The sequence below is a fragment of the Dactylosporangium sp. CA-152071 genome (assembly GCF_050936335.1).
GTDB classification, from domain to species: Bacteria; Actinomycetota; Actinomycetes; order Mycobacteriales; family Micromonosporaceae; genus Dactylosporangium; species Dactylosporangium maewongense.
On the sequence record NZ_JBNJMZ010000002.1, the window covers coordinates 1,910,970 to 1,929,770 of the forward strand.

Below are 18,801 nucleotides of genomic sequence, written 5' to 3' on the forward strand. Positions count from 1 at the left end.
GCCGCCGCATTACGCGGGGATCAGCTCGTGGAGCCGGTTCACAGTGTAGGTCTCCGAGCCGGCGGGCAGGCCCTCCGGCGCGTCGATGCCGATGAACGTGACCGGTTCGCCGGGGACGCTGCCGTCCCAGGTGGTCACGTCGGCGCCGGCGCGCCACAGGTCCACGAGGTACGACACGGTGAGGTACCGGCGCTCCATCAGGGCCCGCACCCGGTCGGCCGTGGTGAACGTCTGCTCCTCGACCCGGTTGAACGACGGGCGGCCCTCCAGGTACAGGTGCAGCCACACCGCCTCCCAGCCGCGCTCGCCGCGGGCGAACACCATCGGCAGGGCGATGCGGCCCTTGCCGCGCAGGTCCGATCGGGCCCGCACGGTCCGGGCGTCGAACGGGGCGCCGCGCTGGTCCAGGGCGCTGGTCTGGTAGCCGAACATCGACTCGGCGACCTGCTGGAACGACTCGCCCGAGTAGATGTGCACCTGCGGCACGACGTGCGGCGCGCCGATCGTCAGCGGCACGTCGATGAACTCGGTCGCGCCGTCCGGTGCCTCGGTGATGTCACCGGAGTGCACCACCCCCTCGTGGTGGTAGTTCGTCCACGACACCTGGCCGACGCTGTGGTACTCGTCGTCGAGCAGCAGCACCGACAGGTCGAAGTCCGTGCGGAGGCTGGTCTGGCGCCAGTAGGTGAAGAAGCGCAGCAGCTCCCCCGCGACCGGCGCCCGCGAGCCGCGCGGCAGCACGCCGAAGCCGCCCTCCGCCGCCTTGCCCGACAGCGGCAGCGCGACGTCGAGCACGTCCGGGTCGACCAGCAGCGGCCGCTGCGGCCGCGGCAGCCGCGCCGCGATCTGCGCGTCGAGCAGCGCCGACAGCTCGGCGACCAGTCCCGCAGGCAGCGGCGGCCGCTCGTCCGGCCCGATCCACGCGCGGCGCGACCGGTTCACGTACATGCGCGCCGACACGGGCGCCAGCCGGTTGCCGACATGCTCCCGCAGCGAGCACAGCACCCGCCCCGACGCCGAGCCGAGCGCACCCCTGACCGCGTCGACCACGACGCCCTGCTCCGCCGGCGAGGCGAGCCGCAGCAGCCGGTCCGCGGAGCGCAGCAGCAGGCCCGGCGCCGCCGACAGCACCGACGCCGCCGCGCCGGCGCCACCCGCACCGATCGCCTCCTCCGCACGGGCCGCCAGGTTGCGCACCCGCCGCTCGCCACGCGCGACCGCGAACACCGCCTGCGCGTGCGGCCACTGCTCGTGCTCGTGAGGGTGCAGCCGCTCGCCGAGCCGCTTCCACGGCTCGGCGTGCCGGGCGACGTCGCCGAGCCGGTCCTGGTCGGCGGCGACGACCCGGTCCAGCGCGGCCAGCAGGATGCGCCGCTCCGGGCGCCGGAAGGACCGGAACCGGGTGGGTGCCGCCAGCGAGACGTCCCCGCCGGAGACCTGGCAGGCGAGGCGCAGCACGTCGGTCGTGGTGTCCACGGCGACCAGCGGGCGGCCGAGCACCAGCCTGACCCCGTTGAGCACCGCCCGGTGCTCCCGCACCGGGATCACGTCCGGCTGCGTGCCGTCCATGCACGCGACCGCGAGCTCGCCGAGGAGCGCGAGGTCCGCCTCCCCGAGCGGCGTCGTGCTGCCGGCCAGGGCCAGGTACAGCCGCTCCGCCTCCACGTCGGCGGTGTCGCCGAGGTGCAGCAGCGTCAGCCGGTCACCGGCCGAGGCGATCAGCGCGTCGTGCGCGGCCAGCAGTTCCGCGTAGGTGTGCTGGTACGTGCCGTAGCCCGGCAGGTCGAGCAGGTTCACCGCACCGGAGCGCACCGCGTCGCGCAGCACCGCGTCGGAGGCCGTCCCGCCGCCGGCGAGCACCGCCGCGCGCAGTCGCTGCGTCCAGAACTCGACGGTGTCCGGCACGTCGTGCGGGAAGCCGATGAAGTACGCGTTGTGCTGGACGTGGTCGCCCACCAGCTCCCGTACCGCGGAGACCACCGTCGCGGCGAGGTCCATCGCCGGCCCGGGGGCGAGGCCACCGACGTGCTCCAGCAGCGCCCGCGACGCGGAGAACCCGGCGTCGAGCAGCGCCGCGTCCAGCTGCCGGGCCACCGCGGCACCGTCACCGGCCGCACCGGTGCTCGCCGGCACGCGCAGCGTCCTGGAGATGAGCAGCTTCTCGAGCATGCGGACCCCATTCGGTCAACAGCCGGCCGGGGCCGGCACGGGTGGGCCGCCGGGGACTCGAACCCCGAACCCTTCGATCCAACAAGGAGAAGGAAGCGCCTCCATGTCCGCTGACGCGGGAAGCGGACGCGCTACTCAGTCGAATGCTCTACCAGTTGAGCTAGCGACCCGTGCGTCGATCATCGCACCGGCCCGATCGGCGCGGCCATCGAATATCGCGGTCCCCACGGCCGGAAGCGGCCGACACCGTAGCGGTCAGATCCATCGGCGTACATAGCACGTTCGCCGCATTGACGGGTCATTCACCGGTGTCTACGTTCGGCATTCGATTACCTCACGGGGGAGGTCTGTTCGGCATGCCATCTGCCACCCGCGGGCTGCGTCGTGCTGCCCGCACCACCGCGGCCGCCGTGCTGCTGTCCGTCGCCGTCGTCGCGCTCCACGCCGGTCCGTCCACCGCGGAGCCGGCGCCACCGGACACCAACTTCCAGAAGGTGCCGCTGGACGAGAACACGTCCAACCCGATGATGCTCGACATCGCCGCCGACGGCCGGGTCTTCTACGTGGACCGGCTCGGCGACGTCAACGTGATCCAGCCTGGCGGCGGGACCGTGCGGTCCGGGCGCCTGAGCGTCTTCACGTCGTACGAGAGCGGGCTGCTGAGCATCGCGCTCGACCCGGCCTTCACCACCACGCACTGGCTGTACCTGTACTACTCGCCGCTGACGGCGAACGTCGACCGGTTGAGCCGCTTCACGGTCAACGGCGACACGATCGACCCGGCCAGCGAGAAGGTCATCCTGGACGTGCCGGTGCAGCGGGCCGACTGCTGCCACCACGGCGCCGGGCTCGCGATCGACAAGACCAACGGCAACCTGTGGCTGGCCACGGGCGACGCGACGAACCCGTTCGCCTCGGACGGGTACACCCCCATCGACCAGCGGTCCGGCCGGGCGATCTGGGACGCGCAGGGCACCGCCGGCAACACCGACAGCCTGTCGGGCAAGGTGCTGCGCATCCATCCGGAGCCGGACGGCACGTACACGATCCCGAGCGGCAACCTGTTCCCGCCGGGGACCGCGAAGACCCGGCCCGAGATCTACGCGATGGGGCAGCGCAACCCGTTCCGGATGGGCCTGGACCCGAAGACCGGCTACGCGATGGTCGCCAACTACGGGCCGGACGCCGACACCGCGAACCCGGCCCGCGGCCCGCAGAACACCGTCGAGTGGAACATCATGTCCGCGCCGGAGAACTCCGGCTGGCCGTACTGCATCGGCAACAACACGCCGTACGTCGCCTACAACTTCGCGAACGGCACGTCCGGCGCGCCGTTCGCGTGCGGCACCGGCCCGGCGAACACGTCGCCGAACAACACCGGCCTGACAACGCTGCCCGCGGCGAAGCCGGCGACCGTCTGGTATCACAAGAATCCCGACCCGAACCAGTTCCCGCAGCTGTCCGGCGGCGCGCCGATGGCGGGGCCCGTCTACCGGTTCGACCCGAACCTCGTCTCGGACCGCAAGTGGCCACAGTACTTCGACGGCCGGGCGATCTTCGCCGAGTGGAACAGCAGCTTCATGTACACGTTCCAGCTGTCCGCGGACGGCAAGGCGGTCACGGCGATCGACCGGCTGCTGGGCGCGTTCTCGTTCAAGAAGCCGATGGACTTCAAGTTCGGCCCGGACGGCGCGCTGTACCTCATCGAGTGGGGCAACGGGTTCGGCGGCAACAACACCGACTCCGGCATCTACCGCATCGACCACGTCGTCGGCGGCGCGTCACCGGTCACGAAGGCCGAGGCCAACCGGACGAACGGGCCGGCGCCGCTCACCGTCGCCTTCACCGGCGACAAGTCGAGCACCCCGGCCGGTGGCGCGTTGCAGTACCTCTGGACCTTCGGCGACGGGGGCACCTCCACCGCGGCGAACCCGAGCCACACCTACACCGCGAACGGCAACTACACGGCCGTGCTGAAGGTGACCAACACGATCGGCAAGTCCAGCACCGCGAGCGTGCCGATCACGGTCGGCAACACCGCGCCGACCGTCGCCCTCACCGCACCGCCGGACGGCGGGTTCTACCAGTGGGGCGACCAGGTCTCGTTCTCCGCCACGGTCACCGACCCGGAGGACGGCGCGGTCAACTGCACCGAGCTCCAACTCAACGCCATCCTCGGCCACGACGAGCACGGCCACCCGCTGGACTCCTACAACGGCTGCAGCGGCACCGTCACCACCACGCTGTCGAGCGGGCACGCCGAGGGCGACAACGTCTTCTACGTGCTGGAGGCCGTCTACACCGACCACGGCGGCGCGGGCGGTTCGACCCCGCTGACGACCCGCAGCCAGGTCATCCTGCACCCGAAACGGACGGGCGCGGAGTTCTACACCAACACCGGGCGCGCCTCGAACGGCCACGGCACCGACGACGCCGGCGTCATCGTCGAGGCGAGCGCCGACGGCAGCAGGCACATCGGCTTCGTCGAGGACGGCGACTGGTGGAGCGTCGAACCGGTGTCGCTCGCGGGCGTCAACGTGATCCGGGTGCGGGCCGCGTCGGCGACGACCGGCGGCATCGTCGACGTCCGCTGGGGTGACCCCGTCAACGGCACCCTGCTCGGCAGCGCCACGGTGCCCGGCACCAGCGGCTGGCAGAACTACACCGACGTCGCCGTCGGTCTGACCGCGCCGCCGGCCGGCACCGGCAAGCTCTACTTCGTCGGCCGCAGCCCCGGCGGTGGCACCGAGTTCCTGTTCAACGTCGACTGGATGGACTTCATCGGCACCGGGGTCGCCGTGCCGACGGGCACCCAGCAGCAGGTGGTGTCGCTGCGGGCCAGGATCAACAACAGGTACGTGACGGCGGACAGCGCCGGCGCGAGCCCGCTGATCGCCAACCGGACGGCGATCGGCCCGTGGGAGCAGTTCGACATGCTGAACCTCGGCGAGGACTTCGTGGCGTTGCGCGCCCACGCCAACAACAAGATCGTCTGCGCGGACAACGGCGGCGCGAACCCGCTGATCGCCAACCGGACGGCCGTCGGCGCGTGGGAGATCTTCCAGCGCATCACCAACAGCGACGGCAGCGTGTCGTTCAAGGCCGTCGTCAACGCCAGGTACGTCACGGCCGAGAACGCCGGCGCCGCGGCGCTGGTCGCGAACCGGACCGCGATCGGGCCGTGGGAGCGGTTCGACCTCCTGCAGTAGACGAGGACCGATGCGGCGGAACCCCGGCGCCCGGATCGTGCCCCACCAGGGCATCGACGCGCGTGCGGGGTCCCGGGCTTCCGCTGCCGCACCCCCGTCGGTAGTCTCACTGCAACTACCGACGGGGGTAGCCATTGGCGGGTGGCCGTCCTGCCAGGCACCCCCTCACTCGTCCTGAAAGGGCGGAAACCGAATCGTGTCCGAAACCCCGTTGTGGCTGCAGGGCCGCACCGCCGTCATCGACGCCACCGACTCGTCGGCCTGGCGTGACGGCACCACCCCCGACTACCACCTGTCCCACCAGGTCATGCCCGGGCAGCGCACCACCCAGCACGCACCGGACTCGCTGGAGGCGGTCGTCGAGACCATCGTCCAGGTCTTCGAGATGGAGGTCTCCTACAAGAAGGACCCCGCGACCTGGGTGTCGATGGTGACCGAGCACTTCCGGACGAACGTCAACGGCGGGCCGTGGGCGAGCGCGCAGGACATCGCCGACATCGGCAGCTACAACATCCTCATCGGCGAGAGCCCGTTCTACAAGACGGGCCAGGAGTCGTTCGAGTCGTCGCACCACATCTTCCACCAGGCGTTCCCGGGCGGGTTCTACTGGGAGGTCCTGGAGGTCCTCAGCCCGCCGCCGGTCGTCACGTTCAAGTGGCGGCACTGGGGCGCCTTCGAGGGCGAGTACCACGGCCACCAGCCCAACGGGCAGACGATCGAGATGTTCGGCATCAGCGTCGCGAAGGTCAGCGACGACCTGAAGCTCCTCGAGGTCGAGCACTACTACGACCCGAACCAGTTCCTCGGCAAGCTCACCGGCGGCTGCCCCGTCGCGCACTGACAGCACTACCCGGCGGCGGCCACCCGGTTCATCCAGTGGCCGCCGTCCACAATGGACAGACCACGCCCTTCAGGTGTTGCGGCCCGCGGCGTGCCGCTGCAGCGTCGACTCGGGCAGGCCGGACTCGGCGGCCAGCGCCCGCCATGTCGCGCCCTCCGCCCGCCGATGCGCGGCGTACGCGGCGACCGACGTGAACCCGAGCGGCGCGGCGGCGCTCGAACTGCGGCTCGCGGCCCGGTGCCGTTTCGTCGCGTGCGGGACCGCGGCGATGCCGTGCCGCTCCATCGCGGCGAGGACCGACCAGCGCGTCACCCCGGCCTCGGCGGCGATCGCGGCAACCGTGCGGTGCTGCCGCAGATGGCGGTGGCGGAGGTACGCACCGACGTCGGCGTGACCGGCGGCCCGGGCGGCCGGCAGCAGCCGGGCATCGCCGGGATGGGCGCGGATCCGCGTGCGCTGCGCGGCGAGGTCCGGTGCGATCGCGGGCAGGTGCCGGGACAGCCAGTCCTTGTGCAGCCCGGCCTCGCGGCTGATCGCGGCGAGGCTCCGCCCGCTCGCGAGACGGTCGCGGACGTAGCCGGCGAAGGACTCGAACCCGAACTGGGCCGCGACCTTCGCGCCGACGTCGGACAGATGCTGCTCGGACCGCTGCCGGTTGCCTTCGGCGCGGGCCGCGGGGCGGATCGCCGACAGCGCCGCGAGGGTCTTCACGAGGCGCTCCTGCGGATGCGGCCGGCCCCGGGCGGCCTCGGCCGCGGCGACCGTCAGTGCGCCGCTGCGCGCCCGGACCCGGGCCGCCGCCTGCGCCCGCTGGACGGCCTGGTCGCGGTGCTGGCGGGCCCGCAGCGCCTCCGCGCGCCGCTGCCGGGTCCGCCGCCCCGCCAGCGGGTTGCCGACCTCCAGGCCGAACGCGGCGATGTAGGCGGCCTTGGTCCAGCCGTGCACCCGCACGTGACTGGCCACCGACAGGTACCAGCGACCGCACAGGTGGCAGCAGACACGGTCGCCGTCGCCGTCGCTCAGCATCACGCCGACCGGCGCGTGGAACGGCGTGCCGTCGTCGAGGTGCCCCGCGATCACGCCGTGCCTCCCCTGCGCTGGTAGTCGCAATGAGACTACCGAGGATGCGGCGCCGGCGGAACCCCGCGCCGTAGGCTGACGCGATGGGTGAGCTGCCGCCACTGTCCCTGGCCGACTGGATCGTGCTCACCGTCGTCGACGAGCAGCCCACGCACGGCTTCGCGATCGCCGCGCTCACCGCCGAGGACGGCGCGGTCGGCCGGGTGTGGCACATCCCGCGCCCGATCGTCTACCGCTGCCTGGACCGCCTCACCGGGCTCGCCCTGATCCAGGTGGAGACCACGGAGGCGGGCAGCCGCGGCCCGCAACGCTCGATCCTCGCCACCACCCCGGCCGGATCGGCGGCGGTCGCCGAGTGGCTGCACGAGCCGGTGCCGCACGTGCGTGACATGCGCTCGGCGCTGCTGGCGAAGCTGGCCCTGCTCACCCGCCGCGGCGAGGACCCCGCCGGCCTGATCGCCGCGCAGCACGACATCCTGGCCCCGGTCCGCGACACCCTGCGGCGCCGGCACGCCGCCGCGACCGGCTTCGACCAGACCCTGCTCTTGTGGCGGCTGGAGAACGCCGAGGCCGCCGTGCGGTTCCTCGACGCGATCGGCCGGTCATCGCCCGCGCCGCCGCCGGACGACGCCGGCTGATCCCTGTCACACCGCTCCGCCCCGGCTGACCTCACAGCCGCGGGACCGGACCCGGGAGAAGTTGGTTGCACACGTGAACCCGGAACGGCACTTCGGTGACACCGGCGCGCGGTTCGCTGCCCTCATGGTCGCCACGGGGACACAGCTGCTCGCACTGGGGACGGGCGTCGAGGTGCCCTGGGCTCAGGCGTACGCCACGGCCTGGGACGTCGCCGCGCCGTTGCCCGCCGTGCGGCTGCCGGTCGGCGAGGCGGCCGGGCAGGTCCTCGCGGACCCGATCGTCGCCGCCGTCATGGCACCGGGCTTCGACGCGGCCGCCATGGACGGCTACGCCGTCGCCGGTGCCGGCCCCTGGCTGGTCGCCGGCCGGGTCCTCGCCGGCCGCCCGCCGCATCCGCGACCGCTGCGTGGCGGCGACGCGGTCGAGATCGCGACCGGCGCACGGATCCCGGACGGCGCTGAGGCCGTCGTGCCGTACGAGGACTGCCGCCGCGACGGCGACATGATCCTCGGACCCCGGACGGCCCGGCGCCACATCCGCCGCGCCGGTGAGGACGCGCTCCCCGGGGACCTGGTGGTGCCCGGCGCCCGCTCCGGGAGCCTCCGGGCCGCCGCGAGCGCCGACGCCCTGGCCGTGCTCGACGCCGGCTGGACCGCCGGAGCCGCCGCGCCGCTCCTGCAGCTGCCGTAACGCCGCGCACCTGCGAGGGCCGGCGGCGGCCGTCCCGTGCACCTGCGGGGAAGGTTGCGCTGGTCCCGCGGCGCATGCACTCTTGGTGGACGAGTCTGGCGGCGACCTGCGGTCCTGCCAGGTGGCACGCCAAGGCGGGAGCTGATGGGAAACGCGTGGCTCGCCGACGTCGGCGCGGACCCGCAGCGGCGGGCCCGTGAGATCGCGGCCGCCCACGAGCGGTTCCTGTCCACGCGGGCCCTCGCCGGGATCGACCCGGGGCTGCGGGACGTCGTGGCCAGGTCCTGGCAGCGGTCGTCGGCCGCGCGGGTCGGCCAGGACGCGAGCCCGCCGGTCCTGCTCGCCGACGACGACCTGTCCGCGTACCGGGCGGCGCACCCGCTCTCCCGCGTCATCGGCGTGCTGCGGCAGCTCGTCGGCGACACGGCGGACGACGGCGACTACCTCATGGCGGTGTCCGACGCCGCGGGCCAGCTGCTGTGGGTGGAGGGCCACCGGGTCGCCAGGGCCCGCGCCGAGCGGATGAACTTCGTCGAGGGCGCCCGGTGGGACGAGCCGCACGCCGGCACCAACGCCCCCGGCACCGCGCTGGCGCTCGACCACGAGGTGCAGATCTTCGCCACCGAGCACTACCTGTCGTCGGTGCAGGCGTGGACGTGCTCGGCCGCGCCGATCCACGACCCGGTCTCCGGGCAGGTGCTGGGCGTCATCGACATCACCGGCGGGCACGGCGTGGCCAACCCGCTGAGCCTGGCCCTGGTGCGCTCGGCGGCCCGCGCCTCCGAGGCCGAGCTCGCCCGCCAGCTGTCACGCCATCCCGCCGGCCCCCGGCGAGTGCTCGCACCACCGGGGCTGTGGACACCCGCCGCCGGCCCGTCGGTGCGCCTGTCAGCGCTCGGCGGCAACGACGGCACCCTGCACGTCGACGGGCGGACGATCCGGCTGCAGCGCCGCCACACCGAGATCCTGATCATGCTGGTGCTGCACCCGGACGGGCTGACCGGCGAGCAGCTGCTGAGCGCCCTGTACGACGACCAGGCGAACCCGGCCACCGTGCGGGTGGAGCTGAACCGGCTCCGGCACGTCGTCGGCGACCTGCTCGCATCCCGCCCGTACCGGCTGCGCACGAGCATCGACGCGGACTTCGCCGACGTGGCGGCGGCGCTGCGCGGCGACCACCTCGCCCGGGCCCTCGCCGGCTACCCCGGGCCGTTGCTGCCGACGTCGGAGGCGCCCGGGGTGGCTCGGCAGAGGCAGTGGCTGCACACCCAGCTCCGCTCGGCGGTGCTCGCCTCGTTCGACGCCGGGCTCGTCCGGGCCTGGGCCGACCGGAGCGGCTTCGACGACCTCGAGGTGTGGGAGCGTCTCGCCGCCGTCGCGCCGCACCGCTCGGCGCACCGCGGCGTGGCCAACGCCCGCGTGCGGCAGCTCCGCGCCGAGTACGGACTGAGCCGCTGAGCGAGCACCGACGCTACATTCATGTAACGTCCGCGAAACTACCGTGCCCGTCACGGCCCAACCGTCCAACGACGGACGGCGGCAGCTGACGGAAGGTCACCACGATGACCGACTTCGCCGCGCCCGGCACGTCCGGCGCGAAGATGCACTACGAGCCGCGCTACGACAACTGGATCGGCGGGCAGTTCGTGCCGCCGGTCAAGGGGCAGTACTTCGAGAACCCCACCCCGGTGACCGGTCAGACGTTCACCGAGGTCGCCCGCGGCACCGCCGACGACGTCGAGCTCGCCCTCGACGCCGCCCACGGCGCGGCGCCCGCCTGGGGCCGGACCTCGGCCGGCGACCGGGCGAACATCCTCAACAAGATCGCCGACCGGATGGAGGCGAACCTCGAGGCCCTCGCCGTCGCCGAGACCTGGGAGAACGGCAAGCCGATCCGGGAGACGCTCGCCGCCGACATCCCCCTGGCGATCGACCACTTCCGGTACTTCGCCGGCGCCATCCGGGCCCAGGAGGGGTCGCTGTCGGAGCTGGACGACGACACCGTCGCGTACCACTTCCACGAGCCGCTCGGCGTCGTCGCCCAGATCATCCCGTGGAACTTCCCGATCCTCATGGCGACCTGGAAGCTCGCGCCCGCCCTCGCGGCCGGCAACGCCGTCGTGCTCAAGCCCGCCGAGCAGACCCCCGCCTCGATCCACTACCTGATGAGCCTCATCGGCGACCTGCTCCCGCCGGGCGTCGTCAACATCGTCAACGGGTTCGGCGTCGAGGCCGGCAAGCCCCTCGCGTCCAGCGCCCGGGTCGCGAAGGTCGCGTTCACCGGCGAGACGACCACCGGGCGGCTGATCATGCAGTACGCCAGCGAGAACATCAAACCGGTCACGCTGGAGCTCGGCGGCAAGAGCCCCAACATCTTCTTCGACGACGTCAGCGCCGCCCAGGACGACTTCTACGACAAGGCCCTCGAAGGCTTCACGATGTTCGCCCTCAACCAGGGCGAGGTCTGCACCTGCCCGTCCCGCGCGCTGATCCAGCAGGGCCACTACGACCGGTTCCTGCACGACGCCGTCGCCCGCACCGAGCAGATCGTGCAGGGCCACCCCCTCGACCTGGCCACCATGATCGGTGCGCAGGCGTCCAACGACCAGCTCGAGAAGATCCTGTCGTACCTCGACATCGGTCAGCAGGAAGGCGCCAAGGTCCTCACCGGCGGCGCGCGGGCCGACCTCGGCGGCGAGCTCGCCGGCGGGTACTACGTGCAGCCGACGATCTTCCAGGGCAACAACGCGATGCGCATCTTCCAGGAGGAGATCTTCGGTCCGGTCGTGTCGGTCGCGCCGTTCGCCGACTTCGACGACGCCATCAAGATCGCCAACGACACGCTGTACGGGCTGGGCGCCGGCGTCTGGACCCGCGACGGCTCCAGGGCCTACCGGGCCGGCCGCGCCATCCAGGCCGGTCGCGTGTGGACCAACTGCTACCACGCATACCCCGCGCACGCCGCCTTCGGCGGCTACAAGGGCTCGGGCATCGGCCGGGAGAACCACAAGATGATGCTGGATCACTACCAGCAGACCAAGAACCTCCTGGTGAGCTACTCCCCCAAGAAGCTCGGCTTCTTCTGAGCCGATGGCCGAGATGTCACGCGTCGCGGTCACCGACGCCGCGGCCGAGCTGTTGCGCAAGCTGTACGCGGCCAACGGGCCGCTGATGTTCCACCAGAGCGGCGGCTGCTGCGACGGCAGCTCCCCGATGTGTTACGTCGATGGTGAGTTCCGCACCGGCGGGTCGGACGTGCTGCTGCAGGAGCTGCGGATCGACGGCGTCCCGGAGCCGGTGACGTTCTGGATGTCCGCGGCGCAGTTCGAGGCGTGGCGGCACACCCACCTCACCGTCGACGTGGTCAAGGGCCGCGGCGGCGGGTTCTCCCTGGAGGCTCCCGAGGGCGTCCGCTTCCTGATCCGGTCACGGCTGCTCACCGCCGAGGAGAACGCCGTCTTCAACCCGTAGACGGGCCCCTACCCAACCCAGCCCCGTCCCGGGTCAGCCGGGACGGGGCTGCTGGCCGTGAACCAGTCGTGCCTGGTCACTGCCGACGCGGGCGGTCATCCCACGGGCCCGGTCATGACGCCGCCATGCAGATGCTGGGTTGATGAGACCAGGCTCTCGAAGACGCGAGCCCGACAGCCGATTTGCTGCTGCACATGCGACAGCTAGGGTGAGCCGGTGACAGTGTTCCGGATCAGTGAAGCGGCCGAACTGCTGGGCGTGAGCGCGGACACCGTCCGACGCTGGGTCGACGCGGGCCGGCTGACCGCCAGCCGGGACGAGCACGGCCACCGGCTCATCGACGGCCTCGATCTCGCCGAGTTCGTCCGCACCGAGGGCACCGACACCGGTGCGTCCTCGGCGCGCAACCGGCTGCGCGGGATCGTCACCGCCGTCGTCAAGGACACGGTGATGGCGCAGGTCGACATCCAGGCCGGCCCGTTCCGGATCGTGTCGCTGATGAGCCGGGAAGCCGTCGACGAGCTCGACCTGCAGGTCGGCTCGGTGGCCATCGCAGTGATCAAGTCGACCACGGTCGTGGTGGAGCGCTCCACCCCGGCCGTCGCGAATAAGGGGAGGACCAGCTCGTGACATCCCGTTGGATCCGCACCAGCCTGGCCGCGTTCGCGGCCTTGACCGTCGTGGGGATCAGCGCCTGCGCCGACGACACGAAAACCGCCGCCCCGCAGCCGTCCACCGGCAGCGCCAGCAGCGCCGCCGCGGTCACCGGCGACATCACCGTGTTCGCGGCCGCCTCGCTGACCGAGTCGTTCAAGACCATCGGCAAGGACTTCGAGACCGCCAACCCCGGCACGAAGGTCACCTTCAACTTCGCCGGCAGCTCCGCCCTCGCCACGCAGATCAACCAGGGCGCGCCCGCGGACGTGTTCGCCTCCGCCGCGCCGGCGAACATGAAGACCGTCACCGACGCCGGCGGCGGCGAGGGCACGGCCACCACCTTCGTGAAGAACCAGCTCGTCATCGCGGTGCCGAAGGGCAACCCGAAGGCGATCAAGGGCCTCGCCGACCTGACGAAGCCCGGCGTGAAGGTCGCCCTGTGCGCCGAGCAGGTGCCGTGCGGCGCCGCCGCGAAGAAGGCTCTCGACGCCGCCACCGTGAAGCTCACCCCGGTGACCCTCGAGCAGGACGTGAAGGCCGCCCTGTCGAAGGTGAAGCTCGGCGAGGTCGACGCGGCCCTGGTGTACCGGACCGACGCCAAGACCGCCGCGGCGGACGTCGAGGGCGTCGAGTTCCCCGAGTCCGCCGGTGCGATCAACGACTACCCGATCATCGTGCTGAAGAAGGCCAAGAACCCGGCCGGCGCGCAGGCGTTCGTCGCCTACGTCCTGTCCGACAAGGGCAAGGCCGTGCTCACGGGCGCCGGCTTCCAGGCACCGTAAACTCCGGCGATGCCGATCATGGACTCCGCGAAGGCGGCGCGACCAGCGGTCGCGCCGCCCCGGCGGCAGCGGATCCCGGCCGGGCTGCTCCTGCCTGCCGGGCTCGGCCTGCTGTTCCTCACGGTCCCGCTGATCGGCCTGCTGATCCGCGCACCCTGGACCACGCTGCCGCAGCGGCTCACCGAGCCGGGCGTGCTCACCGCGCTGCGGCTGTCGCTGCAGTGCGCCACCCTCGCCACGCTCGTCTGCGTGCTCCTCGGCGTGCCCCTCGCCTGGCTCCTCGCCCGTATCGAGTTCCCCGGCCGGCGCCTCGTCCGGGCGCTCGTCACCGTCCCGCTCGTGCTGCCGCCCGTCGTCGGCGGCGTGGCGCTGCTGCTCGTCTTCGGCCGTCGCGGGCTGCTCGGCGAGTGGCTCGACACGACGTTCGGCATCACGTTCCCGTTCACGACCACCGGGGTCGTCATCGCCGAGTCGTTCGTGGCGATGCCGTTCCTCATCATCGCCGTCGAAGGCGCGCTGCGCGGCGCCGACAGCCGCTACGAGGAGGCCGCCGCCACCCTCGGCGCCGGCCGCTGGACCACGTTCACGCACGTGACGCTGCCGCTCGTCGCGCCCGGCATCGCCGCCGGCGCGGTGCTGTGCTGGGCCCGGGCGCTCGGTGAGTTCGGCGCCACCATCACCTTCGCCGGCAACTTCCCCGGCACGACCCAGACGATGCCGCTCGCCGTCTACCTCGCCCTGGAGACCGACCTGGACGCCGCGATCGTGCTGAGCCTGATCCTGCTCACCGTCTCCGTCGCCATCCTCGCCGGCCTCCGCGACCGCTGGATCACCAGCCCATGACCGGCGCCTTCGTCGACGCGCACCTCGTCGTGGACCGGGGCACGTTCCGGCTCGACGTCGCCCTGCGGATCGACCCGGGGCAGGTCGTCGCGCTGCTCGGCCCCAACGGCGCCGGCAAGACCACCGCGCTGCGCGCCCTCGCCGGGCTCCAGCCCCTCACGACCGGGCACGTCACCGTCGACGGCGCCGACCTCGACCGGCCCGACCGGCGCCGCTTCACCCCGCCGGAGCGCCGCCCGATCGGCGTCGTCTTCCAGGACTACCTGCTGTTCCCGCACCTGACCGCGCTCGACAACGTCGCGTTCGGCCCGCGCCGTCACGGCGTCGACCGGCGCGCCGCCCGCGAGCAGGCCGCCGCCTGGCTCGCCCGGGTCGGGCTGGCCGAGCACGCAAAACGCAAACCCCGCCAGCTCTCCGGCGGGCAGGCCCAGCGGGTCGCCCTGGCCCGCGCCCTCGCAGTACACCCGGCGCTGCTGCTGCTCGACGAGCCCCTCGCCGCCCTCGACGCCCGCACCAGGCTCGACACCCGCGCCGAGCTGCAACGGCACCTCGCCGAGCACGCCGGCGCCGCGCTGCTCGTCACCCACGACCCGCTCGACGCGCTCGTCCTCGCCGACCGGCTCGTCATCGTCGAGGACGGCCACGTCGTGCAGGAAGGCGACGCGGCCACCATCACCGCCCGGCCACGCACCGACTACGTCGCCCGGCTCGTCGGCCTCAACCTGTACCGCGGCCGCGCCGACGGCCACACCGTCCACCTCCCCGGCGGGTTCGACCTCGCCACCACCGACCGGCTCGACGGCGACGCGTTCGTCGTGTTCCGGCCCTCCGCGGTCGCGCTGCACCCGCACCAGCCCGACGGCAGCCCCCGCAACACGTGGAGCGCGACCGTCGCCGGCATCCAACGCCACGGCGACAACCTACGGATCCAGCTCGCCGGGCCGATCACCGCCGCGGCCGACGTCACCCCGGCCGCTGCCGCGCACCTGAGCCTGGCCCCGGGCCAGCAGCTGTGGGCCGCGGTCAAGGCCACCGAAACACACGCCTACCCGGCCAGCGGGCCGGCCGACCGCGCCGAGCTGCTTGGCACATGACCTGATGCCGAGGTGACCACCAGCTCGGACCGATGGGCCGTACACGGTGGACCGGCGCTACAGTCGTCGGATGGGCTCCGTAGCAAAGCTGCTCGCCGCGCGACTCGTGCTGTTCGTCGCCGCGGCCGGCGTGATGTACATGCTGCCGATCGCCCTCGACCCGGCGTTCAAGCTCGCCATCGCGCTCGTCGTGAGCATGATCCTGTCGGCCTTCCTGCTCCGCCGCCTCCGCGCCGACGTGACCGCCGACGTGCAGGACCGCGTCCAGCGCAGGCAGGAGCGCAGGAGCGGCTCCGACCGGCCGGCCCGGTAGGCCTCGCGCAGCGGCCGGCGGGCGCCGCTACGGATGGGTGGGGTGTTCGTGGCGGGCGTGGCCGGCCGGCTCCAGCTGGAACGTCGAGTGGTCCACGTCGAAGTGCCCGGCCACGCAGGCCTGCAGCGCGTCGAGCAGTTGTGGGGCGTGCCCGTCCTGGAAGCATTCGTCGCGGACGACGACGTGGGCGCTGAGCACCGGCAGGCCTGACGTGACGGCGTGGACGTGCAGGTCGTGCACGTCCAGGACGTGGTCGAGCCCGGTGACGTGGTCACGAATCTGGTCCAGGTCGATACCGGACGGTGTCGCTTCGAGGAGCACGTTGACCGCCTCGCGCAGCAGCCGGACCGCCCGCGGGGCGATGACGAGGCCGATGAGCACCGACACGATCGCGTCGGCGCGGTTGAACCCGGTCGCCGCGATCACCCCCGCCGCGACGAGGACGCCAACTGAGGTGACGGCGTCGGTGGCGACCTCCAGGAACGCGCCGCGCATGTTGAGGCTGGCGTTGCGGGCCCGCCACAGCAGGGCGACGCCGACGAGGTTCCCGGCCAGGCCGATGAACCCGAACAGCGCCATGCCGCCCGGTTCGACGGTGGACGGCTCGACCAGCCGGCGGACCCCCTCGACGAACACGTAGACGCTCATTCCGGCGAGGACCAGGCCGTTGACGGCGGCGGCGAGGATCTCCGCGCGGGCCCACCCGAACGTGCGGCGGCCCGTCGCCGGGCGGGCCGCGAGCACCGTCGCACCGAGGGCCAGGGCCACCCCACCCGCGTCGGCGAGGACGTGCCCGGCGTCGGCGAACAGCGCGAGGCTGCCGGTGACCAGTGCACCGACGACCTCGACGGCGAAGATCGCCACCGAGACGGCGAGCGCCCCGGCGAGCGCGCCACGGTGCCGGCCGGTCGCCGTGACCTGGTGGTCGTGATCGTGTCCGTGGCCCATCACATCACTCTCCCGCGACACATGTTCACATGCGCATATTAATACGCGTGACCGACGACGCGTCAAGAGTCAGGTCTCTTCTACTATGTTGCTTCGTAGTTGCGATCCGAGAGCGATTGAGTTGCCCCACCCGGGAACTTTCACGTCCCGGCGAACGACTACGTGACGTAGGAGTCAGGTCAGGGGAAGGAACGGGTGCGGTGAGGCCAGACACGCGACGACGGATCCGGTGGCGGGCGGGCGCGGCGCTGACGGTGGTGGCCGTCGTCACGGCCCTCACCACCGCCTCGCCTGCCTGGGCGCACAACGCGTTGCGCGGCAGCACCCCGGCCGAGGGCGCCAGCCTGCCCACCGGCCCGGCGGCGATCACGATGACGTTCCGCGAGTCGCCGAACGCCGCCATGGCGCAGGTGGCGGTGGTCGACGCCGCCGGCGCCGACCTGGTCGCGGGAGCACCGACCGGCACCGGGACCACCCTCACCCAGCCCTTGCGGGCGGCGACCGTGGCCGGTGCGGTCAGCGTCACGTACCGCGTCGTCTCCACCGACGGGCACCCGGTCCAAGGCAAGATCACCTTCACGGTGGCCGCCGCATCGCCGGCCGCCGGCAGTCCGTCCCCGGTGCCGGCCCAGACCAGCGCCAACGCGCCGGCACCCACGACCGCCGCCGCCACGTCTCAAGCCGCCGCCCCGGCGGAGGAGCCGGTCCAGCCGTGGGGCGTCGCGTTCGTCGTCGGGCTGCTCGTCGGTCTCATCGCGATCGCCGCGGCCCTCGCCTTCTGGCCGCGGCGCCGCCGCTCCGACCAGACCGGCGGACCGGACGCCACCTGACCACCGCCCCATCGGAGGAACGGACGTACATGCTCACCGTCATGTGGCAGCGCATCGCCGTCGCCGGCGCCGTCATCGCCGCGGTGCTCCTGCTGCCGGGGGTCGCCGCCGCACCCGGCAGCGTCACCGCCGAGGACGCCGTCCCGGGCAGGACCGCCCGGCTGACGTTCCGGGTGCCGAACGAGAGCGACACTGGGCTTCCCCATGCCCGGCCCGGTGTCGGTCGGCCGGCTGCTGACGCAATGGCTCGTCGAGCCCCTCGCGCTGACGGTCGCGCTGGCCGCCGTCGGTGCCTACGCCGCGGGCTGGTGGCGGCTGCGGCGTCGCGGCGTCGCCTGGCCGGCCCACCGCCTCGTCGTGTGGAACGCCGGGTGGGCGGTCGTGGTCCTCGCCACCAGCTCCGGGCTGGCCCGCTACGCGCCGGTGCTGTTCAGCGCGCACATGGCGGTGCACATGGCGTTGAGCATGCTCGCCCCCATCCTGCTCGTCCTCGGCGCACCCGTGAGCCTGGCGCTGCGCGCCCTGCGCCCCAGCCGCGAGACCACCTGGCCCGGGCCCCGGGAGTGGCTCACCGCCGCCCTGCACAGCCGCCCCGCCGCGCTGCTCGGCCATCCGCTCGTCGCGCTCGCGGTCTACGTCGGCAGCCTGTACGGGCTGTACTTCACCGGCCTGTTCGAGCTCGCGCTGCGCTCCCACGCCGCGCACCTGGCCATGCAGGCGCACTTCCTCGCCGCCGGCTACCTCTTCTTCCACACCCTGATCGGGGTCGACCCGGGCCGCCGTCCCGCACCGTTCCCGCTGCGCATGGTGCTGCTGTTCGCCGCGATGGCGCTGCACGCCATCTTCGGGCTCGCGGTGCAGCAGTCCACGACCGTGCTCGCCGCCGACTGGTACACCGCCCTCGCCCGCCCCTGGGGCTCGTCACCGCTGCAGGACCAGCGACTCGGTGGCGGCATCGCCTGGTCGTTCGGTGAACTCCCCAGCGCCGCCGTCGCGCTCGTGCTCCTCACGCAGTGGTGGCGTTCCGACCAGCGCGAGGCGCGACGCGTCGACCGGGCCATCGACCGGGCCGACGCCGCCGGCGAGGACCACGCCCTCGCCGCCTACAACCGCCAGCTGGCCGACTGGGCCGCCGAGGCACGACGTACCGACGACGCCACCGACGAGGGAGCCACCCGCCGATGACCAAGAAGGCCAAGCCCCGCACCTCCGCGTTCAACGCACCGGCCCGACGC

The 18,801-nt window shown here is 72.7% G+C and carries 16 protein-coding genes, 1 tRNA gene and 1 pseudogene; 14 read left to right on the top strand and 4 right to left on the bottom strand.

Going from position 1 to position 18,801, the window contains the following annotated elements:
* Positions 1 to 9: 9 nt before the first annotated feature.
* Positions 10 to 2,169, bottom strand: coding sequence for a hypothetical protein (locus tag ACQEVZ_RS48365; RefSeq protein ID WP_433381375.1), 2,160 nt, complete (start codon positions 2,167 to 2,169; stop codon positions 10 to 12).
* Between the two features lie 42 nt (positions 2,170 to 2,211).
* A tRNA-OTHER gene (locus ACQEVZ_RS48370) sits at positions 2,212 to 2,339 on the bottom strand.
* A 186-nt stretch (positions 2,340 to 2,525) separates the two neighbouring features.
* Between ACQEVZ_RS48370 and ACQEVZ_RS48375 the strand changes: the two genes are divergently transcribed.
* Positions 2,526 to 5,378 (top strand): PQQ-dependent sugar dehydrogenase, encoded by a 2,853-nt coding sequence (locus ACQEVZ_RS48375; RefSeq protein WP_433381378.1) that lies wholly within the window; start codon positions 2,526 to 2,528, stop codon positions 5,376 to 5,378.
* Between the two features lie 196 nt (positions 5,379 to 5,574).
* Complete coding sequence (locus ACQEVZ_RS48380; RefSeq protein ID WP_344500069.1) at positions 5,575 to 6,219, top strand: SnoaL-like polyketide cyclase; 645 nt, start codon at positions 5,575 to 5,577, stop codon at positions 6,217 to 6,219.
* 69 nt (positions 6,220 to 6,288) lie between these two features.
* On the opposite strand, the gene ACQEVZ_RS48385 is transcribed toward ACQEVZ_RS48380, so the two are convergent.
* A complete protein-coding gene (locus ACQEVZ_RS48385; RefSeq protein WP_433381381.1) occupies positions 6,289 to 7,299 on the bottom strand; it encodes a hypothetical protein in 1,011 nt (336 codons plus the stop codon).
* Between the two features lie 83 nt (positions 7,300 to 7,382).
* On the opposite strand from ACQEVZ_RS48385, the gene ACQEVZ_RS48390 reads away from it, so the two are divergent.
* The 10 genes from ACQEVZ_RS48390 (at position 7,383) to ACQEVZ_RS48435 (ending at position 15,788) form a co-directional block, all read left to right on the top strand.
* Positions 7,383 to 7,937 carry a PadR family transcriptional regulator gene (locus ACQEVZ_RS48390; protein ID WP_433381384.1) on the top strand — a complete coding sequence of 185 codons (555 nt, stop codon included), beginning with the start codon at positions 7,383 to 7,385 and terminating at the stop codon, positions 7,935 to 7,937.
* 73 nt (positions 7,938 to 8,010) lie between these two features.
* On the top strand, positions 8,011 to 8,628 hold the full coding sequence (locus ACQEVZ_RS48395; protein WP_433381387.1) for a hypothetical protein: 618 nt from the start codon (positions 8,011 to 8,013) through the stop codon (positions 8,626 to 8,628).
* 144 nt (positions 8,629 to 8,772) lie between these two features.
* Positions 8,773 to 10,086, top strand: coding sequence for a transcriptional regulator (locus tag ACQEVZ_RS48400; RefSeq protein ID WP_433381390.1), 1,314 nt, complete (start codon positions 8,773 to 8,775; stop codon positions 10,084 to 10,086).
* A 104-nt stretch (positions 10,087 to 10,190) separates the two neighbouring features.
* Positions 10,191 to 11,714: an aldehyde dehydrogenase gene (adh, locus tag ACQEVZ_RS48405; protein ID WP_344500059.1), complete on the top strand. Its 1,524-nt coding sequence runs from the start codon at positions 10,191 to 10,193 to the stop codon at positions 11,712 to 11,714.
* 13 nt (positions 11,715 to 11,727) lie between these two features.
* Positions 11,728 to 12,099 carry a DUF779 domain-containing protein gene (locus tag ACQEVZ_RS48410; RefSeq protein WP_425552134.1) on the top strand — a complete coding sequence of 124 codons (372 nt, stop codon included), beginning with the start codon at positions 11,728 to 11,730 and terminating at the stop codon, positions 12,097 to 12,099.
* Between the two features lie 216 nt (positions 12,100 to 12,315).
* Positions 12,316 to 12,729 carry a TOBE domain-containing protein gene (locus ACQEVZ_RS48415; RefSeq protein WP_344500055.1) on the top strand — a complete coding sequence of 138 codons (414 nt, stop codon included), beginning with the start codon at positions 12,316 to 12,318 and terminating at the stop codon, positions 12,727 to 12,729.
* A 50-nt stretch (positions 12,730 to 12,779) separates the two neighbouring features.
* Positions 12,780 to 13,538, top strand: a complete 759-nt coding sequence (gene modA / locus ACQEVZ_RS48420) for a molybdate ABC transporter substrate-binding protein (protein ID WP_433386113.1) — start codon at positions 12,780 to 12,782, stop codon at positions 13,536 to 13,538.
* A gap of 18 nt (positions 13,539 to 13,556) precedes the next feature.
* A complete protein-coding gene (locus ACQEVZ_RS48425; RefSeq protein WP_360568068.1) occupies positions 13,557 to 14,381 on the top strand; it encodes an ABC transporter permease in 825 nt (274 codons plus the stop codon).
* Positions 14,378 to 15,475 carry an ABC transporter ATP-binding protein gene (locus ACQEVZ_RS48430; protein WP_433381394.1) on the top strand — a complete coding sequence of 366 codons (1,098 nt, stop codon included), beginning with the start codon at positions 14,378 to 14,380 and terminating at the stop codon, positions 15,473 to 15,475. Before ACQEVZ_RS48425 ends, ACQEVZ_RS48430 begins: the two co-directional genes overlap by 4 nt.
* Positions 15,476 to 15,545: 70 nt before the next feature.
* Positions 15,546 to 15,788 (top strand): DUF4229 domain-containing protein, encoded by a 243-nt coding sequence (locus tag ACQEVZ_RS48435; protein ID WP_344500049.1) that lies wholly within the window; start codon positions 15,546 to 15,548, stop codon positions 15,786 to 15,788.
* A 27-nt stretch (positions 15,789 to 15,815) separates the two neighbouring features.
* Here ACQEVZ_RS48435 and ACQEVZ_RS48440 read toward each other — a convergent pair whose 3' ends face one another.
* Positions 15,816 to 16,736, bottom strand: a complete 921-nt coding sequence (locus ACQEVZ_RS48440) for a cation diffusion facilitator family transporter (protein ID WP_433381398.1) — start codon at positions 16,734 to 16,736, stop codon at positions 15,816 to 15,818.
* Between the two features lie 200 nt (positions 16,737 to 16,936).
* Between ACQEVZ_RS48440 and ACQEVZ_RS48445 the strand changes: the two genes are divergently transcribed.
* Together ACQEVZ_RS48445 and ACQEVZ_RS48450 are read left to right on the top strand one after the other, a co-directional pair.
* A complete protein-coding gene (locus ACQEVZ_RS48445; protein ID WP_433381401.1) occupies positions 16,937 to 17,566 on the top strand; it encodes a copper resistance CopC family protein in 630 nt (209 codons plus the stop codon).
* A gap of 186 nt (positions 17,567 to 17,752) precedes the next feature.
* Positions 17,753 to 18,751, top strand: a pseudogene (locus ACQEVZ_RS48450) (cytochrome c oxidase assembly protein); the annotation flags it as partial.
* Between the last annotated feature and the right edge of the window lie 50 nt (positions 18,752 to 18,801).

Excerpts from the sequence above, each read along its gene's own strand:
- ACQEVZ_RS48400 (WP_433381390.1), top strand. The coding sequence starts at position 8,773 with ATGGGAAACGCGTGGCTCGCCGACGTCGGCGCGGACCCGCAGCGGCGG.
- ACQEVZ_RS48425 (WP_360568068.1), top strand. The coding sequence starts at position 13,557 with ATGGACTCCGCGAAGGCGGCGCGACCAGCGGTCGCGCCGCCCCGGCGG.
- ACQEVZ_RS48410 (WP_425552134.1), top strand. The coding sequence starts at position 11,728 with ATGTCACGCGTCGCGGTCACCGACGCCGCGGCCGAGCTGTTGCGCAAG.
- ACQEVZ_RS48440 (WP_433381398.1), bottom strand. The coding sequence starts at position 16,736 with ATGGGCCACGGACACGATCACGACCACCAGGTCACGGCGACCGGCCGG.
- ACQEVZ_RS48375 (WP_433381378.1), top strand. The coding sequence starts at position 2,526 with ATGCCATCTGCCACCCGCGGGCTGCGTCGTGCTGCCCGCACCACCGCG.
- ACQEVZ_RS48430 (WP_433381394.1), top strand. The coding sequence starts at position 14,378 with ATGACCGGCGCCTTCGTCGACGCGCACCTCGTCGTGGACCGGGGCACG.
- ACQEVZ_RS48390 (WP_433381384.1), top strand. The coding sequence starts at position 7,383 with ATGGGTGAGCTGCCGCCACTGTCCCTGGCCGACTGGATCGTGCTCACC.
- adh (WP_344500059.1), top strand. The coding sequence starts at position 10,191 with ATGACCGACTTCGCCGCGCCCGGCACGTCCGGCGCGAAGATGCACTAC.
- ACQEVZ_RS48365 (WP_433381375.1), bottom strand. The coding sequence starts at position 2,169 with ATGCTCGAGAAGCTGCTCATCTCCAGGACGCTGCGCGTGCCGGCGAGC.
- ACQEVZ_RS48435 (WP_344500049.1), top strand. The coding sequence starts at position 15,546 with ATGGGCTCCGTAGCAAAGCTGCTCGCCGCGCGACTCGTGCTGTTCGTC.